This window comes from Conexibacter woesei Iso977N (assembly GCF_000424625.1).
GTDB classification, from domain to species: Bacteria; Actinomycetota; Thermoleophilia; order Solirubrobacterales; family Solirubrobacteraceae; genus Baekduia; species Baekduia woesei_A.
In genome coordinates this window covers 1,841,456-1,856,931 of record NZ_AUKG01000002.1, presented here as the reverse complement: position 1 = coordinate 1,856,931, position 15,476 = coordinate 1,841,456, and the positions used below count along the sequence as shown (strand labels likewise).

At 72.3% G+C, this 15,476-nt stretch carries 18 protein-coding genes; 7 read left to right on the top strand and 11 right to left on the bottom strand.

Going from position 1 to position 15,476, the window contains the following annotated elements; genetic code table 11:
• Positions 1-5 precede the first annotated feature (5 nt).
• The 4 genes from H030_RS0121375 to H030_RS39295 are packed head-to-tail and all read right to left on the bottom strand — an operon-like array spanning position 6 to position 4,176.
• Positions 6-875 (bottom strand): ABC transporter permease, encoded by an 870-nt coding sequence (locus H030_RS0121375; protein ID WP_051223319.1) that lies wholly within the window; start codon positions 873-875, stop codon positions 6-8.
• Positions 872-1,822, bottom strand: a complete 951-nt coding sequence (locus tag H030_RS0121370) for an ABC transporter permease (protein WP_027007614.1) — start codon at positions 1,820-1,822, stop codon at positions 872-874. Before H030_RS0121370 ends, H030_RS0121375 begins: the two co-directional genes overlap by 4 nt.
• Before the next feature lie 3 nt (positions 1,823-1,825).
• Positions 1,826-3,472 (bottom strand): ABC transporter substrate-binding protein, encoded by a 1,647-nt coding sequence (locus tag H030_RS0121365; RefSeq protein ID WP_027007613.1) that lies wholly within the window; start codon positions 3,470-3,472, stop codon positions 1,826-1,828.
• A complete protein-coding gene (locus tag H030_RS39295) occupies positions 3,469-4,176 on the bottom strand; it encodes a TetR/AcrR family transcriptional regulator (RefSeq protein ID WP_196809213.1) in 708 nt (235 codons plus the stop codon). Before H030_RS39295 ends, H030_RS0121365 begins: the two co-directional genes overlap by 4 nt.
• A 172-nt stretch (positions 4,177-4,348) precedes the next feature.
• Here H030_RS39295 and H030_RS0121355 point away from each other — a divergent pair, with 172 nt between their 5' ends.
• Positions 4,349-5,821, top strand: a complete 1,473-nt coding sequence (locus H030_RS0121355) for a gamma-glutamyltransferase (RefSeq protein WP_027007611.1) — start codon at positions 4,349-4,351, stop codon at positions 5,819-5,821.
• Here H030_RS0121355 and H030_RS0121350 read toward each other — a convergent pair.
• Positions 5,818-7,047, bottom strand: a complete 1,230-nt coding sequence (locus tag H030_RS0121350) for an MFS transporter (RefSeq protein WP_027007610.1) — start codon at positions 7,045-7,047, stop codon at positions 5,818-5,820. The two genes, H030_RS0121355 and H030_RS0121350, sit on opposite strands and share 4 nt — an antisense overlap.
• Positions 7,048-7,134: 87 nt before the next feature.
• On the opposite strand from H030_RS0121350, the gene H030_RS0121345 reads away from it, so the two are divergent.
• From H030_RS0121345 to H030_RS0121335, 3 genes are read left to right on the top strand one after another with little or no spacing between them, the layout of a single operon-like run.
• Positions 7,135-8,943, top strand: coding sequence for a DEAD/DEAH box helicase (locus tag H030_RS0121345; RefSeq protein ID WP_027007609.1), 1,809 nt, complete (start codon positions 7,135-7,137; stop codon positions 8,941-8,943).
• 54 nt (positions 8,944-8,997) lie between these two features.
• Positions 8,998-9,456, top strand: a complete 459-nt coding sequence (locus H030_RS37675; RefSeq protein WP_196809212.1) for an SRPBCC family protein — start codon at positions 8,998-9,000, stop codon at positions 9,454-9,456.
• Positions 9,457-9,506: 50 nt separating this feature from the next.
• Positions 9,507-9,932: an OsmC family protein gene (locus tag H030_RS0121335; RefSeq protein WP_027007608.1), complete on the top strand. Its 426-nt coding sequence runs from the start codon at positions 9,507-9,509 to the stop codon at positions 9,930-9,932.
• A gap of 13 nt (positions 9,933-9,945) precedes the next feature.
• Here the strand turns inward: H030_RS0121335 and H030_RS34115 are convergent, their stop codons facing one another.
• Together H030_RS34115 and H030_RS0121325 are read right to left on the bottom strand one after the other, a co-directional pair.
• Positions 9,946-10,899, bottom strand: a complete 954-nt coding sequence (locus tag H030_RS34115; protein WP_051223316.1) for a Gfo/Idh/MocA family protein — start codon at positions 10,897-10,899, stop codon at positions 9,946-9,948.
• Positions 10,900-11,520, bottom strand: a complete 621-nt coding sequence (locus tag H030_RS0121325) for an alpha/beta family hydrolase (protein WP_027007607.1) — start codon at positions 11,518-11,520, stop codon at positions 10,900-10,902.
• Between the two features lie 31 nt (positions 11,521-11,551).
• On the opposite strand from H030_RS0121325, the gene H030_RS0121320 reads away from it, so the two are divergent.
• Positions 11,552-11,983, top strand: coding sequence for an RNA-binding S4 domain-containing protein (locus H030_RS0121320; RefSeq protein ID WP_027007606.1), 432 nt, complete (start codon positions 11,552-11,554; stop codon positions 11,981-11,983).
• Positions 11,984-11,985: 2 nt separating this feature from the next.
• Here H030_RS0121320 and H030_RS0121315 read toward each other — a convergent pair whose 3' ends face one another.
• The 4 genes from H030_RS0121315 to H030_RS0121300 are packed head-to-tail and all read right to left on the bottom strand — an operon-like array spanning position 11,986 to position 14,039.
• Positions 11,986-12,675: a TVP38/TMEM64 family protein gene (locus tag H030_RS0121315; RefSeq protein ID WP_027007605.1), complete on the bottom strand. Its 690-nt coding sequence runs from the start codon at positions 12,673-12,675 to the stop codon at positions 11,986-11,988.
• 25 nt (positions 12,676-12,700) lie between these two features.
• Positions 12,701-13,078, bottom strand: a complete 378-nt coding sequence (locus H030_RS0121310; protein ID WP_027007604.1) for an FKBP-type peptidyl-prolyl cis-trans isomerase — start codon at positions 13,076-13,078, stop codon at positions 12,701-12,703.
• A 27-nt stretch (positions 13,079-13,105) separates the two neighbouring features.
• A complete protein-coding gene (locus H030_RS0121305) occupies positions 13,106-13,429 on the bottom strand; it encodes a translation initiation factor (RefSeq protein WP_027007603.1) in 324 nt (107 codons plus the stop codon).
• A gap of 10 nt (positions 13,430-13,439) precedes the next feature.
• Positions 13,440-14,039, bottom strand: a complete 600-nt coding sequence (locus H030_RS0121300; protein ID WP_027007602.1) for a TetR/AcrR family transcriptional regulator — start codon at positions 14,037-14,039, stop codon at positions 13,440-13,442.
• Positions 14,040-14,094: 55 nt separating this feature from the next.
• On the opposite strand from H030_RS0121300, the gene H030_RS0121295 reads away from it, so the two are divergent.
• Together H030_RS0121295 and H030_RS0121290 are read left to right on the top strand one after the other, a co-directional pair.
• The gene (locus H030_RS0121295; protein ID WP_027007601.1) at positions 14,095-14,859 is read left to right on the top strand and encodes an SDR family NAD(P)-dependent oxidoreductase; all 765 of its coding nucleotides are present in this window, start codon (positions 14,095-14,097) and stop codon (positions 14,857-14,859) included.
• A gap of 161 nt (positions 14,860-15,020) precedes the next feature.
• Positions 15,021-15,476 carry a hypothetical protein gene (locus H030_RS0121290; RefSeq protein ID WP_027007600.1) on the top strand — a complete coding sequence of 152 codons (456 nt, stop codon included), beginning with the start codon at positions 15,021-15,023 and terminating at the stop codon, positions 15,474-15,476.

The following is a 15,476-nucleotide window of genomic DNA, read 5'->3' as shown; positions in this document are numbered from 1 at the left end:
CTGGTTCAGCGCCCTTCGGTATCTCGTGAAGCCAGGCGCTCGCCCAGCAGGTTCACGGCAACAACGACAACAACGATCGCCCCGCCGGCGGTCAGCGACTCCAGCGGGTAGCCCTGCAGCACGCCGGCCTGGCCGGAGCTGACCATCACGCCCCAGTCGGCCGTCGGCGGCTGGACGCCCAGCCCGATGTAGGAGATCGCCGCGAAGTCGACCATCGCGTACCCGAAGGTCAGCGTGGCCTGGGCGACGATCAGCGGCAGCAGGTTCGGGGCCAGGTGGCGCGCGCAGATCGCGAGCGCCCCGATCCCCTGGACCTCGCAGGCCGCGATGTACTCGCGGGCCCGCTCCCGCAGCGCCGCGCCGCGCAGGACGCGGGCGATGTACGGCGTGTAGGCCAGGCCCAGCGCCAGCGTCGGCGCGGTGATCCCGGCCCCGAAGACCGCCGCGGCCAGGACGGCCAGCAGGATCGCGGGGAACGAGAACAGGATGTCGAGCACGGTCGAGATGAACGAGTCGACCCAGCCGCCGACCCACGCGGCGGTGATCGCCAGCGTCGTCCCGGCGGCCATCGAGACCACCACCACCAGGAACGGCCCGGCCATCGAGGTCCGCGCGCCGGTCAGCAGGCGGCTCAGGAGGTCGCGACCCTGGGAGTCGAAGCCCAGGAGGTGGCCCTGGACCGTGCCGACGTAGGCGTAGTTGAGGTTCGACGCGTTAGGGTCGTGCGGTGCCAGCGTGGGGCCGAAGATCGCCAGGAACACGGCGATGCCGACGATGCCCGAGCAGACCCAGAAGACGATCTGGTTGCCCGCCACGCGACGGCGGCGCGTGCGCGTCGCCTGGTCCATGATGACCGTGGGGGTCGTGGTGCTCATGTCGCCCGGCTCCCCATCGCGACGCGCGGATCCATGAAGGCGTACAACAGGTCGACGACCGCGTTGGCGACCACGAACGCCGCCACGAAGATCAGCGAGATCCCCTGGACGACGGCGAAGTCCTTCGACAACGCCGCCTGCACCAGCGCGGCGCCGAGCCCGTCCAGCGAGAACGCGCGCTCGACGACCGCGCTCAGCGCGATCAGCGAGGTGATCGTGATCCCGACGACGGTCGTGACCGGGATCGACGCGTTGCGGATGACGTGCTTGCGCACGACCTGCGGGTACGGGATCCCGCGCGAGACGGCGGTCTGCACGTGCTCGCGGCCCAGCTCGGTCCGGACCGCGACGCGCGTGACGCGCACCACGATCGCCATCGCGCTCAGCGCCAGCGCGATCGCCGGCAACGTGAGGTGCTTGATCGTGTCGAACCCGCCGTCACCCGACCCCAGTGCGGGGAACCACCCCAGGTTGACCGAGAAGACGGACAACAACACGATCGCGGCGACGAACGACGGGACCGCGGCGAAGATCGTCGTCACGACGACGATCGAGTTGTCCAGCCAGCCCTTCTTGAGGCCGGACACCACGCCGAGGCCGACGCCGAAGACGATGATCAGCAGCGCGGCGTAGAGCACCAGGTCGACGGTCACGCCGATCCGCGAGCCGATCACCGAGGTCACCTTCTCGCGGTAGGCGATCGACGTCCCGAGGTCGCCGTGGAAGACGACGTTGCCGAGCCAGTGCACGTAGCGCACCAGGAACGGGTCATCGAGGTGGTACTGCGCGCGCAGCTGGGCCACGGCCTCCGGCGGCAGCGTTCTGCCGCCGGAGAGCGTCGCGAGCGGGTCGCCCGGTGCGAGTTCCAACGCCGCGTAGACGATGAAGCTCGACACCAGGAGCGCCGCCACCAGCATCGCCGCGCGCCTGGCGGCGAACTTCCACATCGGCTACTTGCCTCCCAGCAGGTTCGCCCACGGGCCGCCCATGTACACGAACGAGGCGGGCGCGCCCGACAGGTTGCTCGACGTGATCAGGACGTTGTCCGGCGCGGCCATCGGGATCCACGGCAGCTGCTGCGCGATCTTGTCGCCGGCCTGGGCGACGAGCTTGGCGCGGCCGTCGGGGTCGCCGGTGGCGCGGGCCTGGTCCATGAGCGAGTTGATCTCGGCGTCCCTGAAGGCCGAGTAGTTCTGGCTGCCGTCCGGCGCGACGATCGTGTTGTAGAGCGCGGCCGGGTCGGCGTAGTCGGGGTAGTTGACGGTCGGGAAGCCGTCGATGCCCTCACGCGCCTTGGGGTCGGTGAAGAAGTTGATGAAGTTCTGCGCCGAGACGGCCTTGAACTTCACCTTCAGCCCGATCGCCTCGCCCGCCGTGCGGATCGCGTTGGCCGCCGAGGCGAGGTTGGAGACCTCGTTGGTCATGCCCAAGGTGATGGTCTTGCCCGAGGCGCCGGCCTGCCTGATCAGGTCCTTGGCCCTGGCCAGGTCCTGGGTCATCTCCGGCAGCTTCTGCCAGTCGGCCTCGAAGACGTCCCTGCCGTAGCCCCACGCGCCGGGGTTGGCGAGGTTGCGCGGGACCTGCGCGCCGCCCTTGTAGACGGTGTTGATGTAGGCCTTGCGGTCGATCGCGGCCGACAGCGCCTGGCGGACGCGGACGTCGCCGAGCGCGCCCCTGAGGCTGGAGATGACGATCGCGTCCAGCGCGTAGGACGAGCCCTCGGTGACCGTGACCTTGCCGTTGGTCTTGAGCTGGTCCAGCGAGGACAGCGCCTGCGGGTAGGAGCCCTGGATGCCGCCGGTGATCAGGCCGGTCGTCAGCGACGACTCGTCCGGGACGCCCTTGAAGGAGATCTCCCTGACCTTGGCCTTCGGCGTCGACCAGTAGTTGGGGTTGGCCTCGACGGTCAGGCTGGCGCCCGCGTTCCAGGACTTCACCTTGTAGGGGCCGGCGCAGACGGTCGGGGCCGACGGCGTGCCGAAGGACTTGCCCTTGGACTCCGCGTAGGCCTTCTCGTAGACGATGCCGGCCATCTGGGAAAGCTCGCCGTCGAGCCAGTAATCGGGCCTGCTGAGCTTGATCGTGACCGTGTGGTCGTCGGTCGCGACGATCGACGTGACGCGGGTGAAGACCGCGGGGTAGAAGCCGCCGGCCTTCGGGTCCTGGGCGCGCTTGAGGTCCCAGACGACGTCGGCGGCCGTGACCGGCTTGCCGTCGGAGAACCTCGCGTCGGGGTTGAGGCGGAAGATCGTGGTCTTGTCGTCGGGATGCTCGGGCAGCGACGAGATGCCGGCGGCCAGCGAGCCGTCCGGGTTCTGCTTGAGCAGCGAGTCGCAGAGCGCGGTGTCGACCGTGTTCTCCGGGTAGTCGAACGCCTGGATCGGGTCGAGCGTCCCGACGTCGCGGTAGGTCGCCCAGGTGATCTTGCCTACCGCCCCCGAGGCGGCCGGCGTCGTCGACGGCAGCTGGGTGGTCGACGTGGGTGCGGGCGTGCTGCTGCTGCCCGCGGTCGAGGAGGGCAGGGCCTTGCCGCAGCCCGTGGCCGCCAGGGCGGCGAGCGCGGCGACCGCCGCGGGAGCCAGGAAAGCTCGCGTCATGGTGTGGTTGCTCCGTCGTTGGTGTGGGGACCGGTATGGCTTGCGAGACGCTCGATGGCGTCCAAGATCACGTCGGTGCCGAAGTCGAACGCTTCGTCGAGATCGGGGAAGAGGTGGGGCGCGACCCGGGAGGCGATCGGGAACCTGTCCTCGGGCAGCAGCGCGTAGACGCGGCGCATCGCGTCGGGGTCGCGCAGGCGCGGGTCGTCGGCGTCCTCGACCAGCGCGTAGTAGAGGCCGGTGCCGACGATGTGGTTCTCGATCAGCTGGAAGATGCGGCCCGCGTCGGCGTCGGAGAGGCCGTAGTCGACGAGCTTGGCGAGCGTGCTCTCGGCGATCCGCTGCAGCGACGGCGTGTCGTCGGGCTGGACGGCGAGCAGCATCGAGAGGTCCGGATGGCTGCGGTAGCGGTACATCGCGTGGCGGAACTCGACCTTCATCTGCTCGCGCCACGAGAGCTTGGGGTCGACCGGGATCTCGGTGGCGAACAGGCGGTCGGCGAGGTGGACCAGCAGCTCCTGCTTGTTGCGGAAGTGGCGGTAGACCGCGGTCGGGTCGTTGCCGAGCTCCGCCCCGATCCGGCGCATGGTCAGCTTGCCGACGCCCTCGCTGCTCGCGATGGCCTCAGCTGCATCCAGAATGCGCTCACGGTCAAGCCGCGGGCGCGCCGGCTCCTCTCCGGCGAGCACTGCTCCCTCCTCCATGGCGCGGCAAGCTACGCCTGTCGCAGTGCCGGTGTCAACAGCGTTGACAAAGTTGTGGACCGAACGTCGCGACGGTGTGGCGTGACGTTGGACCACCTGGCGATACCGCGATCGGGTAGTGGCGAATACGCGCGCCCGCAGGGGTTGCGGGCGGCGGCTAGGGTGCCGCGGCATGACGTCTTCCGTCGCGATCGCCACGCCGCACCGGACCGCCACCGCGGTCGGGCGCCGGGTCATGGAGGAGGGCGGGTCGGCGGTCGACGGCGCGCTCGCCGCGGCCGCGGTGCTGACCGTCGTCTACCCGCACAACTGCGCGCTGGGCGGCGACCTGATGGCCTTGGTCCGGGACGCGGACGGCGTGACGCGGGCGGTCAACGCGACGGGGCCGGCGGCGGGACTTGTTGATGTTGATGGTCTGCGGGCGCGGCACGGCGGCGTGCTGCCGGTCGCGGGGATCGACACCGTGACGGTCCCGGGGCTGGTCGCGGGGTGGGGCGAGTTGTACGCGTTGGGCGGCGTGCTGCCGTGGGCGTCGCTGCTCGCCGACGCCGAGCGGCTGGCGCGCGAGGGCTTCGTGCCGACCGCGAAGCTGCTGACGGCGATCGACGAGGCGCCCGCGCCGGTGCTCGTCCCGGACGGCGACGGCGTGCTGCGCCAGGCGGCGCTGGCCGAGACGTTCGCGATCCTGCGCGCTGAGGGTGCGCGAGCGCTCTACGAGGGACCGCTGGCGGCGCGGTTCGCCGCGGGGCTCGAAGCACTCGGCAGCGCGATCCGGGTCGGCGATCTCGCGTCGTTCCGGCCTTCGGTGGAGGAGCCGCTGCGCGTGGGGTTCCGCGGGGTCGACGTCCTGAGCGCTGGGCCGAACTGCTCCGGCGTCTTGTTGTTGCAGGCGCTGGCGGCGCTCGAAGCGGCTGCGCTCGACGACCCGCTCGGCGCCGATGCGGGCGCGCTGGCGGCGATCTTCGCGGCGGGCTGGCGCCAGCGCGAGGCGTCGCTCGCCGACCCGCGCTTCGCGCCGCAGGACCTCGACGCATGGCTCGGCCAGGAGGCGATCTCACGGGTGGCGACGGAGCGCGTCCTCGGGGTCGAGGGGACTCGCCCACGCCCGACCGGCGACACCATCGCCTTGGTCACCCGCGACGGGGAGGGCCGCGCGGTGTCGCTGATCCAGTCGCTCTACTGGTCCTTCGGCTCACAGCTCATCGAGCCCTCGACCGGGATCATCCTGCAGAACCGCGGCACCTCGTTCTCGCTGGACCCGGACCATCCCAATGTCCTTGCTCCCGGCAAGCGCCCGGCGCACACGCTGATGCCGGTCATGGTCGAGCGTGACGGCACGCTCGCCGGCGTCCTCGGGACGATGGGCGGCAAGGCCCAACCCCAGATCCACACCCAGATCCTCCTCCGCCTCCTCGCCGGCGCGACACCCCAAGAAGCCATCTCCGCACCCCGCTTCACCATCGCCGACACCACGCTGACCCTCGAATCCGACCTCAACCCAGCCGCCGCAACATCCCTCCACGCGACCGGCACACCCGTCATCGAACTGACACCCCACGACGAAGAGCTCGGCCACGCCCACGCCATCTGGGGCACGACCTCCGGCACCGACCCCCGCGCCGACGGGCTGCCGGGCGCGGGCTAGAGCGGCAGGCGCTGCGTTCGCTCGGCCCAGAAGGACAGGGCGAGGATGGCGAGGCCGGCGATCGAGAGGCCGACGGCGACGAGCATCGGCGCCGCGAGGCCGAGGCCGGCGGCCAGGACGATGCCGCCCAGCCAGGCGCCGAGGGCGTTGGCGAGGTTGAAGGAGGAGTGGTTGAGCGCTGCGGCGAGCGTCTGGGCGTCGCCGGCGCTCGCCATCAGGCGCATCTGCAGGCCGGTCGGCAGCATCAGCGACATCCCGAGGAAGAACACGGTGATCGGCGCCAGCACGGGCGACGACGAGGTCAGCGCGAACAACCCGAAGAGCAACGCCATGAAGATCAGCGCGCCGACCATCGTCTTCTTCGGCGCCCGGTCGGTGAGCTTGCCGGCGAGCAGGTTCCCGGCGACCATCCCGGCGCCCCAGATCGCCAGCACGAACGGCACGGCGCCGAGCGGCAGCCCGGCGCGGTCGGTCAGGATCGGCGAGATGTAGGAGTAGACGGCGAACATCCCGCCGCCGCCGATCGCACCGGTCGCGACGGCGAGCAGGACCTGCGGGCGCTTCAGGGCGGTCAGCTCGCGCTTCATCGTCGCGGCGGCGTCGGGCGGCGTGTCCGGGACGACCCGGAAGACCGACACCGCGGTGAGGACGGCCAGCGCGGCGGCCATGAACAGCGCGGCGCGCCAGCCGAGGCTCTGCCCGACGGCGGTCGCCAGCGGCACGCCGATGACGTTCGCGACGCTCAGCCCCAACAACACGCGCGAGACCGCCTGCGCCTTCCTGCCCGCGGGCGCGAGGTCGGCGGCGACCAGCGACGCGACCCCGAAGTAGGCGCCATGCGGCAGCCCGGTGACGAACCGCGCGGCCATCAACATGGGGTAGTTGGTCGCCATCGCGCTGAGCAGGTTCCCGAGCGCGTAGGCCACCATCAACCCGACGAGCAGCTTGCGCCGCGGTAGCTTCGCGCCCAGCCCGGCCAGGACCGGCGCGCCGATCACGACGCCCAGCGCGTAGGCGGAGATGACGTGCCCGGCGGTCGGAACCGAGATGTCGACGCCGCGCGCGATCTCCGGCAGCAGCCCCATCGCCACGAACTCGGTCGTGCCGATGGCGAAGCCGCCCAGCGCAAGCGCGAGGGTGGCGATCAGGAGCGGCTTCGGGGGCGTGGGAGCCGGAGTCCGCGAGCGGAGCCTTGGACGCGCGCGGACCGCTTCGGCGACGGTCACACCTCTGGTGTAGCGGAGAAACGGGCCGATCGGTGTCTGCCTTCACACACCTTCACCGCACTGGCGGTACCCTGGCGCGTCGCACACATGACTGAAGACACGCACGACGTACCTGTTGGCTTCGCCGACCTGGGCCTGGCCGACGAGCTCGTCGGCGCGCTCAGCGCTCTCGGCTACGAAGAACCCACCCCGATCCAGCGGGAAGCCATCCCGCCGCTGATGGAAGGCCGCGACCTGCTCGGCCAGGCCGCGACCGGAACCGGCAAGACCGCCGCGTTCGCGCTGCCGCTCCTGCACCGCCTCGGCCACGGCGCCCTGCCCGGCACGCCTCCGCGCGCGCTGGTGCTGTGCCCGACCCGCGAGCTGGCGACCCAGGTCGCCGAGGCCGTCCACCGCTACGGGCGCGGCCTCGGGATCCGGACGCTGCCGATCTACGGCGGCGCGCCGATCGTCCGCCAGCTCAAGGCGCTGGAGCGCGGCGTCGACGTCGTCGTCGCCACGCCGGGCCGCGCGCTGGACCACGTCAGGCGCGGCTCGATCAGGACGGCGTCGTTCGACACCATCATCTTGGACGAGGCCGACGAGATGCTCGACATGGGCTTCGCGGAGGACCTCGAGGCGATCCTCGCCGACACGCGCGCCGACCGCCAGACGGTCCTGTTCAGCGCGACGATGCCGCCGCGCATCAACAAGATCGTCGGGACGCACCTCAACGACCCGGTCCGGATCCAGCTCGGTGGCGAGCGCCACGCGCCGGGCGAGGCACCGAAGGTCCGCCAGCGCGTCCACATCGTCCCGCGCCAGCACAAGCCCGCCGCGCTGGCCCGCGTGCTCGACCACGATCAGCCGACCGCGACGATCGTCTTCTGCCGCACGCGCGCCGAGGTCGACACGCTCACCGAGACGCTCTCGGCCCGTGGCCACCGCGCCGAGGCGCTGCACGGCGGCATGAGCCAGGAGCAGCGCACGCGCGCGATCGGGCGCCTGAAGTCCGGCGCGACCGAGCTGCTGGTCGCCACCGACGTCGCGGCCCGCGGCCTCGACGTGGACGTGCTGACGCACGTCGTCAACTACGACGTCCCGGCCGCGCCGGAGGCCTACGTGCACCGGATCGGCCGCGTCGGCCGCGCCGGGCGCGAGGGCACGGCGATCACGTTCGCCCAGCCGCGCGAGCACCGGATGCTGAAGGCGATCGAGCGCACGACGCGCCAGCCGATCGCCGTCGAGAGGCTGCCGACGGTCGCCGACGTCAACTCCCGCCGCCTGGAGGCGACGCGCGAGTCGCTCGCCGCCGCGCTGACCGACGCCGACGACCTCGACAGCTACCGCGTCGTCGTCGAGTCGCTCGCCGAGGAGCACGGGCTCGAGGAGGTCGCGCTGGCCGCGGTCGCGCTCGCCCACAAGGCCGCCGGCCGTGACGGCGCCGCCGCCGAGGAGGAGGAGATCCCGGACTTCTCGCAGCGCAGGCCGTACGAGGAGCGCCCGCCGCGCGGGTCGGTCGAGGGCCGTGGCCCGCGGGCGGGTGGGTCCTACTCCGGCGACCGCGGTGACCGCGGCGAGCACCGCCCGCCGCGCGGGCAGCGTCCGGACCCGCGCCACAAGGGCGGTCCGAGGGAGACGAGCGAGGGCATGATCCGCCTGTTCGTCGGCGCCGGCCGCGAGCGCGGGATCCGCCCGCAGGACCTCGTCGGCGCGATCGCCAACGAGGCCGGCCTCAACGGTCGCCAGATCGGCGCGATCGAGATCGCCGACAAGTTCTCGCTCGTCGAGGTGCCCGAGGCGGCCGCCGACCACGTCGTCGCCGCGCTGCGCGGCCGCTCGATCAAGGGCAAGAAGACGACCGTGCGCCGCGAGCGCTTCGGCACCAAAGAGGTGCGCCGCCGTCGGATCGCCTGATAGGTTCCGCCTTGTCCGATTGAGCAGGACAAGTACGCGGTCAGGAGGACTGAGGTGGCCGAGGTGCGGGGGAGGCGGCGGATCCACGCCTCCCAGCGGCACATCTGGAAAGTGCTGTGTGATGTCGAGCGGTTTGGCGATTGGGGCCCGTGGACGGCCTACTCCCGTCGCGTCGATCGCCCGCCCGGCCTCGGCGCCGCCTACGACGAGCGCAGCCGCCTGCTGCTGCCCGTCCGGACCGAGAACCGCTGGCGGATCATCGAGTTCGACCCGCCGCGCAGGCAGGTCCACCGGGTCGAGTCCGCGCCGATGATCGCGGTCTTCGACCGCGTCTTCGAGCTGCGCGACGAGGGCGGCGAGGCGACGACGCTGACGCTCACGCTCGAGTACGCGCCGGTGCTCGGGCCGGTCGGCCGGCTGCTCGACCGGCTCGCGTGGCGGCGCGTCCAATCCCGGCGTCTGGACGCGATCCTCGACACGATCGAACGTCTCGCCACGCAGCCTGCCGGGTAGGTCGCGGGGAGCAGCACCATCCCCACGAACCAGCAGGAGGACCAGAGCACATGCCATCCAAGGGCCACGCGCAGTGGAAGGGCGACCTCAAGAGCGGCAGCGGCACGTTCACCGCCGGTGACGACATCAGCGGGCAGTACTCCTACAAGTCGCGCTTCGAGGACGGCCCGGGCGCCAACCCGGAGCAGCTGATCGCCGCCGCGCACGCGTCGTGCTTCTCGATGGCGCTGTCGAACATCCTGGCCGAGGGCGGCAACCCGGTCGACGCGCTCGACACCGACGCGACCGTGACGCTGCGGATCGTCGACGGCGCGCCGGCGATCACGGCGATCAAGCTCGTCGCGGTCGGCAGGGTGCCGGGCATCGACGACGCGAAGTTCCAGGAGGCCGCGGCGGCCGCCAAGGCCGGCTGCCCGGTCAGCAAGGCGCTGGCGGGCGTGCCGGACATCAGCCTCGAGGCGACGCTGGAGTCCTGAGCCGCCGGCGCGCCTACGCCTCCGCGGAGGCGTAGAGCAGCTCGAGCGCGCGGGCCTGGCCGACGGCGTCGGCCCGGCCCAGCCGCGGCTCCTTCTCGCCGCGCGCGGCGGCCTCCAGGTCGGCGATCTGCAAGGCGTAGTGGTTGACCGCTGGGACCACGATCCGCTCCGGCGCGGCGTCGGGGTCCAGGCCGCGGTGCTCGATGACCTGGTCGCCGCGCGCGTGCCACGGGTCGGCGAGGCGCAGCGAGCCCTCGCTGCCCAGCAGCTGCACGAAGTGGCGCGCGGGGCCGGTGAACGCGCAGTCGAAGACGGCGAGCACGTCGCCGTCGAACCGCAGGAGGCCCGTGAGCGCGAGGTCGACGCCGTCGCCGCCGGCGATCCGCTGCGCGCTCGCCGCGACCGGCTCGCCGCCCGCGAACGTGCGCGACGCCGACACGCAGTAGCTGCCGACGTCCATCAGCGCGCCGCCGTCCATCGCGCGCTGCATCCGGACGTCGGTCATGTCCAGCAGGTTGAACGCGAAGTCGCTGCGGATCACGCGCAGCGTGCCGATCGCGCCCTCGGCCACCAGCTCCTGGACGCGCTGGACCTGCGGGTGGTGGCGCCACATGAAGCCCTCGGTGAGGACCCGGCCGGCGCGCTGGGCCACGTCGAACGCCGCCTCGACGTCGGCCGCGCGCCGTGACAGCGGCTTCTCGCACAGCACGTGCTTGCCGGCCTCCAGCGCCCTGACCGCCCACGGCAGGTGCATGCTGTTGGGCAGCGAGTTGTAGATGATGTCGATGTCCGGGTCGGCGAGCAGCGCCTCGTAGGACCCGTAGGCCTTGGCGATCCCGCGCGCGTCTGCATACGCGCGCGCCTTCGCCTCGTCGCGCGAGCCGACCGCGACCGCGTTGACGCCCGCGTGCAGCAGCGCGTCGTTGATGCGGGCGGTGGAGAGCAGGCCCCAGTTCAAGGACGACATCTACTTGATCACCTTCTTCAGGAACGCGGACACGGCAGGGCCGACGTCCCTGACGCCGGACTTCAGCGAGTGGTCGCCGGGGACGACGACGACCTTGCGGCGGCGCGTGGCGGGTGGCATCCCGAACGGGTCGCGCTCGCCCTGGACGATCAACACGGGGACCTTGACGAGCTCCAGCTCGGGCAGGCGCGTCTTCAGCTCGGCGTCGGGCCTGCGGCGCGGGGGATGGAGCGGGAACGCGAGGCACAACACGCCGGCCGCGCCGGTCTCGGTCGCCGTCCGGCACGCGACCCGCGCGCCCGAGGAACGGCCGCCGGTCACGATCGGGAGCCCGTCGAACACGCGCTCGCTGAGCGCCGCGTGCACCGCCAGCCACGCCGCGTCGAGCTGCCTCGTCGGCGCGACCGATCGCCGCCCCGCGACGCGGTAGGGCTGCTCGATCCGGGCGACGCTCACGCCGCCCGCCAGCGCCGCGCCCAGCGCCGCCAGGATGTCCGGCGCCTGCACGCCGCCGCCCGCGCCGTGGCCGATCAGCAGCGCGCCGCGCTCGCCCTCGGCCCGCGCGATCGTCGCCCGCGCCGGCCCGTGCGGCGTCTCGATCTCCAGCACGTCGTCGTCCATCGACCCACGATCCTGCCACGATTGAGCCCGGATGCAGCAGCCGTCATACGAACCCGTCCGCGTGGACAAGTGGCTGTGGGCCGCGCGCCTGGTCAAGACCCGGCCGCTCGGCACCGAGGCGGTCAAGGGCGGGCGCGTCCAGGTCAACGGGCGCCCGGCCAAGCCGAGCAAGGACGTCGGGCCGGGCGATCGCCTGGAGCTGACCAACGGCCCGGTCAAGATCAGCGTGAACATCAAGGCGACCGCCGAGCGGCGTGGCCCGGCGTCGCTGGCCCAGCAGCTCTACGACGAGACGCCGGAGTCGATCGCGGGCCGCGAGGCCTACGCCGAGCAGCGCCGGCTGGAGGCGCAGTCGATGGCGCAGGCGCCGAGCTACTACGACCGGGGCGGGCGCCCGACCAAGCGCGACCGGCGCCGCTTCGAGGCCGGCCGCGAGCAGCGCCGCACCCGCGACGACGACTAGTCCTACGCCTTGGTCTTGGCGCGCGCCTGGAAGCGTCGCCCGACCGGATGGCCGACGGCGATCAGCAGCACGAAGACGAGGATCGAGCCCCACACCAGCGGGTCGCCGAGCGAGAAGTCCGACAGCCGCGAGCCGAGCACGACGGCCAGCGTCACCAGCGGGATCGCGCCCAGCAGCGTCGTCCAGGCGAAGCGGAACAGCGGGACGTTCGTCGCGCCCGCGACGTAGCCGACGATCGAGAACGGCACGAACGGCAGCAGCCGCACGACCAGCAGGAACTCCCAGCCGCCGCGGTCCATCATCCGCTCGGCCGACGCGACCCGCCCGGCGCCGGCGAGCTTCTCGATCAGCGGCCGGCCCGCGATCACGCCCAGCGCGTAGGTGCCCAGGCCCGACAGGAACCAGCCGGTCGTGCAGATCAGGATCCCCAGCGGGATCCCGTAGGTGAAGCCCGCGACCATGTTGGTGATCTCGGCCGGGAAGATCACGACGACGTGGGCGAGCATCAACCCGTACAACAACGCGACGCCCGCCGCGCCGGTCCCGCGCAGCTGCTCGCGCAGCGCCTTGGTGTCGCCGTGCGCGGCGTGCCCGATCGCCTCCCGCAGCGGGTGGACGAGCAGGCACAGCGCGACCAGCGCGGCGACGCCCGCGAGCGCGTAGACGGCGTGGGCCCAGCGTGAGGTCAGCATGGGCCGCGCCGCCGTCCGTGTCAGCTCAGCGCACGCCGAGCAGGTCCACGACGAAGATCAGCGTCTCGTCCGGACCGATGACGCCGCCGGCGCCGCGCTTGCCGTAGGCCATTGCCGGCGGGATCGTGATCTTGCGCCGGCCGCCGACCTTCATGCCCTGGACGCCCTCGTCCCAGCCCTGGATGACCTGGCCCTTGCCGAGGCCGAACTTGAACGTGTCGCCGCGGTCCCAGGACGCGTCGAACTGCCTGCCGTTCTGCCAGGACACGCCGACGTAGTGGACGTCGACGATCCTGCCGGCGACCGCCTCGTCGCCGTCGCCGACCACGAGGTCCTCGACCTCGAGCTGGTAGGACGGCGGGCCGTCGGGGACGTCGATCTCGGGCTTCTCGTTGGGGGCCATGGCCGGGACGGTACCGCGCGCGGTGGGCTATCCGCCCGCGAGCTTGACGTCGTAGCCCTGGGCCTTCAGGACCTCGACGACCGCGTCGCGGTGGTCGCCCTGCAGCTCGATGACGCCGTCCTTGGCCGAGCCGCCGACGCCGCAGCGCTTCTTGAGCACCTGGGCGAGCGCCTTGATCTCGATGTCGTTCAGGGGGAGGTTGAAGACCGTGGTGGCCGTCTTGCCCTTGCGCCCGGCGGTCTCGCGGCGCACCTTGACGGCGCCGGTCGTCTGGCGGGTGACCGTCTTGGGATCGCGCGCCTTGCGCAGGTCGCCGTCGCGGCTCGACCACACCATGTCGCCCTTGGCCATGGGGTCGAGGCTACTCGGCGAGCGCGGCGCGCAGCTGGCCGAGCGCGCCGTCCAGCGCGGCTTCGAGCGGCCACAGGGCCTGCTCGAACTGCGTGAGCATCAGCCCGCCCTGGACGGCGGCGAGGATCGAGGCGGCGAGGCGCTGCGGGTCGGCGTCGGGGCGCAGCGTCCCGGCGGCGTGCATGCGCTCCAGGCCGTCCTGCAGCCGCGCGCGCCAGCCGGTCATGTAGGCGTTGATCTGCTGGGCGAGCTCGGGGTCGGTGCCCGCGGCCTCGGAGGCGAGCGAGCCGATCGGGCAGCCCCAGCCGTGCATCGCGCCGTAGTGCTGTAGCAACCCGTCGCGCCAGCGCTCCCACTTGTCGTAGGTGTCGAGCGCACCGTCGCCCTGGGCGTCGACCACCCGCTGGCCCTGGAGCGCGACGACGGCCCGGACCAGCTCGGCCTTGCCGCCGGGGAAGTAGTGGAAGAGCTGGGACTTGGACGTGGAGCTGTCGGCGCGGACGTCGTCGAGGCTGGTGGCGCCGATGCCGGCCGCGAGGATGCGGTCGGCGGTCGCCTCGACGATCCGGGTGCGCGTCGCTTCGCCCTTGGCGGTGAGCTGCTGGGACATCGTGCTCTGACATGATAGTGGACCGGGCGGTCCAGAGGTGCGCTAGGATTGGACCATGCAGTCCAATCAACTCTCCGGCCGGACCGCCTTGGTCACCGGCTCCACCAGCGGCATCGGCCGCGCCATCGCCGTCGCGCTCGCCGCGCAGGGCGCGCACGTCGCCGTTTCCGGCCGTGACGCGGCCCGCGGCGAGGACGTCGTCGCCGCGATCCGCGACGCCGGCGGCCGCGCCGACTTCGTCGCCGCCGACATCGGCGCCAGCCACGACGCCGCGCGCCGGCTCGCCGCCGACGCGACGCAGGCCCTCGGCGGGCGCGTCGACATCCTCGTCAACAACGCCGGCGTCTACCCGAGCGCGCCGACGCCCGAGCTGGACGACGCCGCGGTCGACGCGATGTTGTCCGTGAACATCGCCGCGCCGCACGCCCTGGTCGCCGCGCTGGCGCCCGGGATGGTCGCGCGGGGCGAGGGCAACATCATCAACATCGGTTCCTGGGTCTCGCGCATCGGGATGCCGTCCGGGCCGCTGTACGCGTCGACCAAAGCCGCGATCGAGGCGCTGACCCGCGGCTGGTCGGCGGAGTTCGGGCCGTCCGGGATCCGCGTCAACGCGGTATCGCCGGGCGTGACGCTGACGGGCGGGACCGAGGCGGGCAAGCACCTCCTCGACGCCATGGCCGCCCGCACACCCGCCGGCCGCGTCGGCACACCCGAGGAGGTCGCCGCCGCCGTGACCTGGCTGGTCTCCGACGACGCAGCCTTCATCCACGGCACAACCCTCGACGTCGACGGCGGCGCCCTCAACACCTACGCGGCCTGACGCCACCAAGTCACGCGCCTCAACGACCGCGGCGCCGCCGTCGCTTCTGCCGCGGTCGTCGGACCGGTGCTGCGAGATGGAGGGGTTGAGGATCTCGCGAATCGCTGGCGGCGTCGCGTTGCGGTGTGGGCCGCTTGACCAGCGCGTAGTCTCCGGGGGACATGGCGTACACGAACGCGGAGGGGCGGCAGTCGCTGCTCGACGAGCTCGAGGCCGCGATCGATGCGATCTCGATCGCTGTCGCCGAGCTGGGCGAGGCCTATGAGCTGCTTGACGAGCAGACGGCCGACCGGTTGGAGGAGGTCCTCTTCCGGCCGGCGACCCATGCCTCGGGGCGCGGGAAGCGGACCTACACCGAGTTCGCCGCCCGCCACGGCTTCCCGCCGAAGCAGTTCCCGGCCGGCGACACCAAGCACGCCAACGGCGCCCGCGGGCACATCGACCACGCGGTGGAAGCCCTGGAGGGCGCCGACCACCTGCTCGCCGACCTGCAGGACGGGCTGCTCCCCGTCGAGGTCGGCGATGCCGAGGTCCGCGCAGGGATCGCCGAGACGCGGACGCTCCTCGGCCCGCTGCCGAACGTGGCCCGCAAGCTCGAGAGCCTGCTGGGCCGCTAG

Coding starts and splice junctions, on each gene's coding strand:
- H030_RS0121310 (WP_027007604.1), bottom strand. CDS start 13,078: ATGGCCCCCAACGAGAAGCCCGAGATCGACGTCCCCGACGGCCCGCCG.
- H030_RS0121315 (WP_027007605.1), bottom strand. CDS start 12,675: ATGCTGACCTCACGCTGGGCCCACGCCGTCTACGCGCTCGCGGGCGTC.
- H030_RS0121345 (WP_027007609.1), top strand. CDS start 7,135: ATGACTGAAGACACGCACGACGTACCTGTTGGCTTCGCCGACCTGGGC.
- H030_RS0121365 (WP_027007613.1), bottom strand. CDS start 3,472: ATGACGCGAGCTTTCCTGGCTCCCGCGGCGGTCGCCGCGCTCGCCGCC.
- H030_RS0121320 (WP_027007606.1), top strand. CDS start 11,552: ATGCAGCAGCCGTCATACGAACCCGTCCGCGTGGACAAGTGGCTGTGG.
- H030_RS0121290 (WP_027007600.1), top strand. CDS start 15,021: ATGGCGTACACGAACGCGGAGGGGCGGCAGTCGCTGCTCGACGAGCTC.
- H030_RS0121355 (WP_027007611.1), top strand. CDS start 4,349: ATGACGTCTTCCGTCGCGATCGCCACGCCGCACCGGACCGCCACCGCG.
- H030_RS0121375 (WP_051223319.1), bottom strand. CDS start 875: ATGAGCACCACGACCCCCACGGTCATCATGGACCAGGCGACGCGCACG.
- H030_RS0121295 (WP_027007601.1), top strand. CDS start 14,095: ATGCAGTCCAATCAACTCTCCGGCCGGACCGCCTTGGTCACCGGCTCC.
- H030_RS39295 (WP_196809213.1), bottom strand. CDS start 4,176: ATGGAGGAGGGAGCAGTGCTCGCCGGAGAGGAGCCGGCGCGCCCGCGG.
- H030_RS0121370 (WP_027007614.1), bottom strand. CDS start 1,822: ATGTGGAAGTTCGCCGCCAGGCGCGCGGCGATGCTGGTGGCGGCGCTC.
- H030_RS34115 (WP_051223316.1), bottom strand. CDS start 10,899: ATGTCGTCCTTGAACTGGGGCCTGCTCTCCACCGCCCGCATCAACGAC.
- H030_RS0121300 (WP_027007602.1), bottom strand. CDS start 14,039: ATGTCCCAGCAGCTCACCGCCAAGGGCGAAGCGACGCGCACCCGGATC.
- H030_RS0121335 (WP_027007608.1), top strand. CDS start 9,507: ATGCCATCCAAGGGCCACGCGCAGTGGAAGGGCGACCTCAAGAGCGGC.
- H030_RS0121305 (WP_027007603.1), bottom strand. CDS start 13,429: ATGGCCAAGGGCGACATGGTGTGGTCGAGCCGCGACGGCGACCTGCGC.
- H030_RS0121325 (WP_027007607.1), bottom strand. CDS start 11,520: ATGGACGACGACGTGCTGGAGATCGAGACGCCGCACGGGCCGGCGCGG.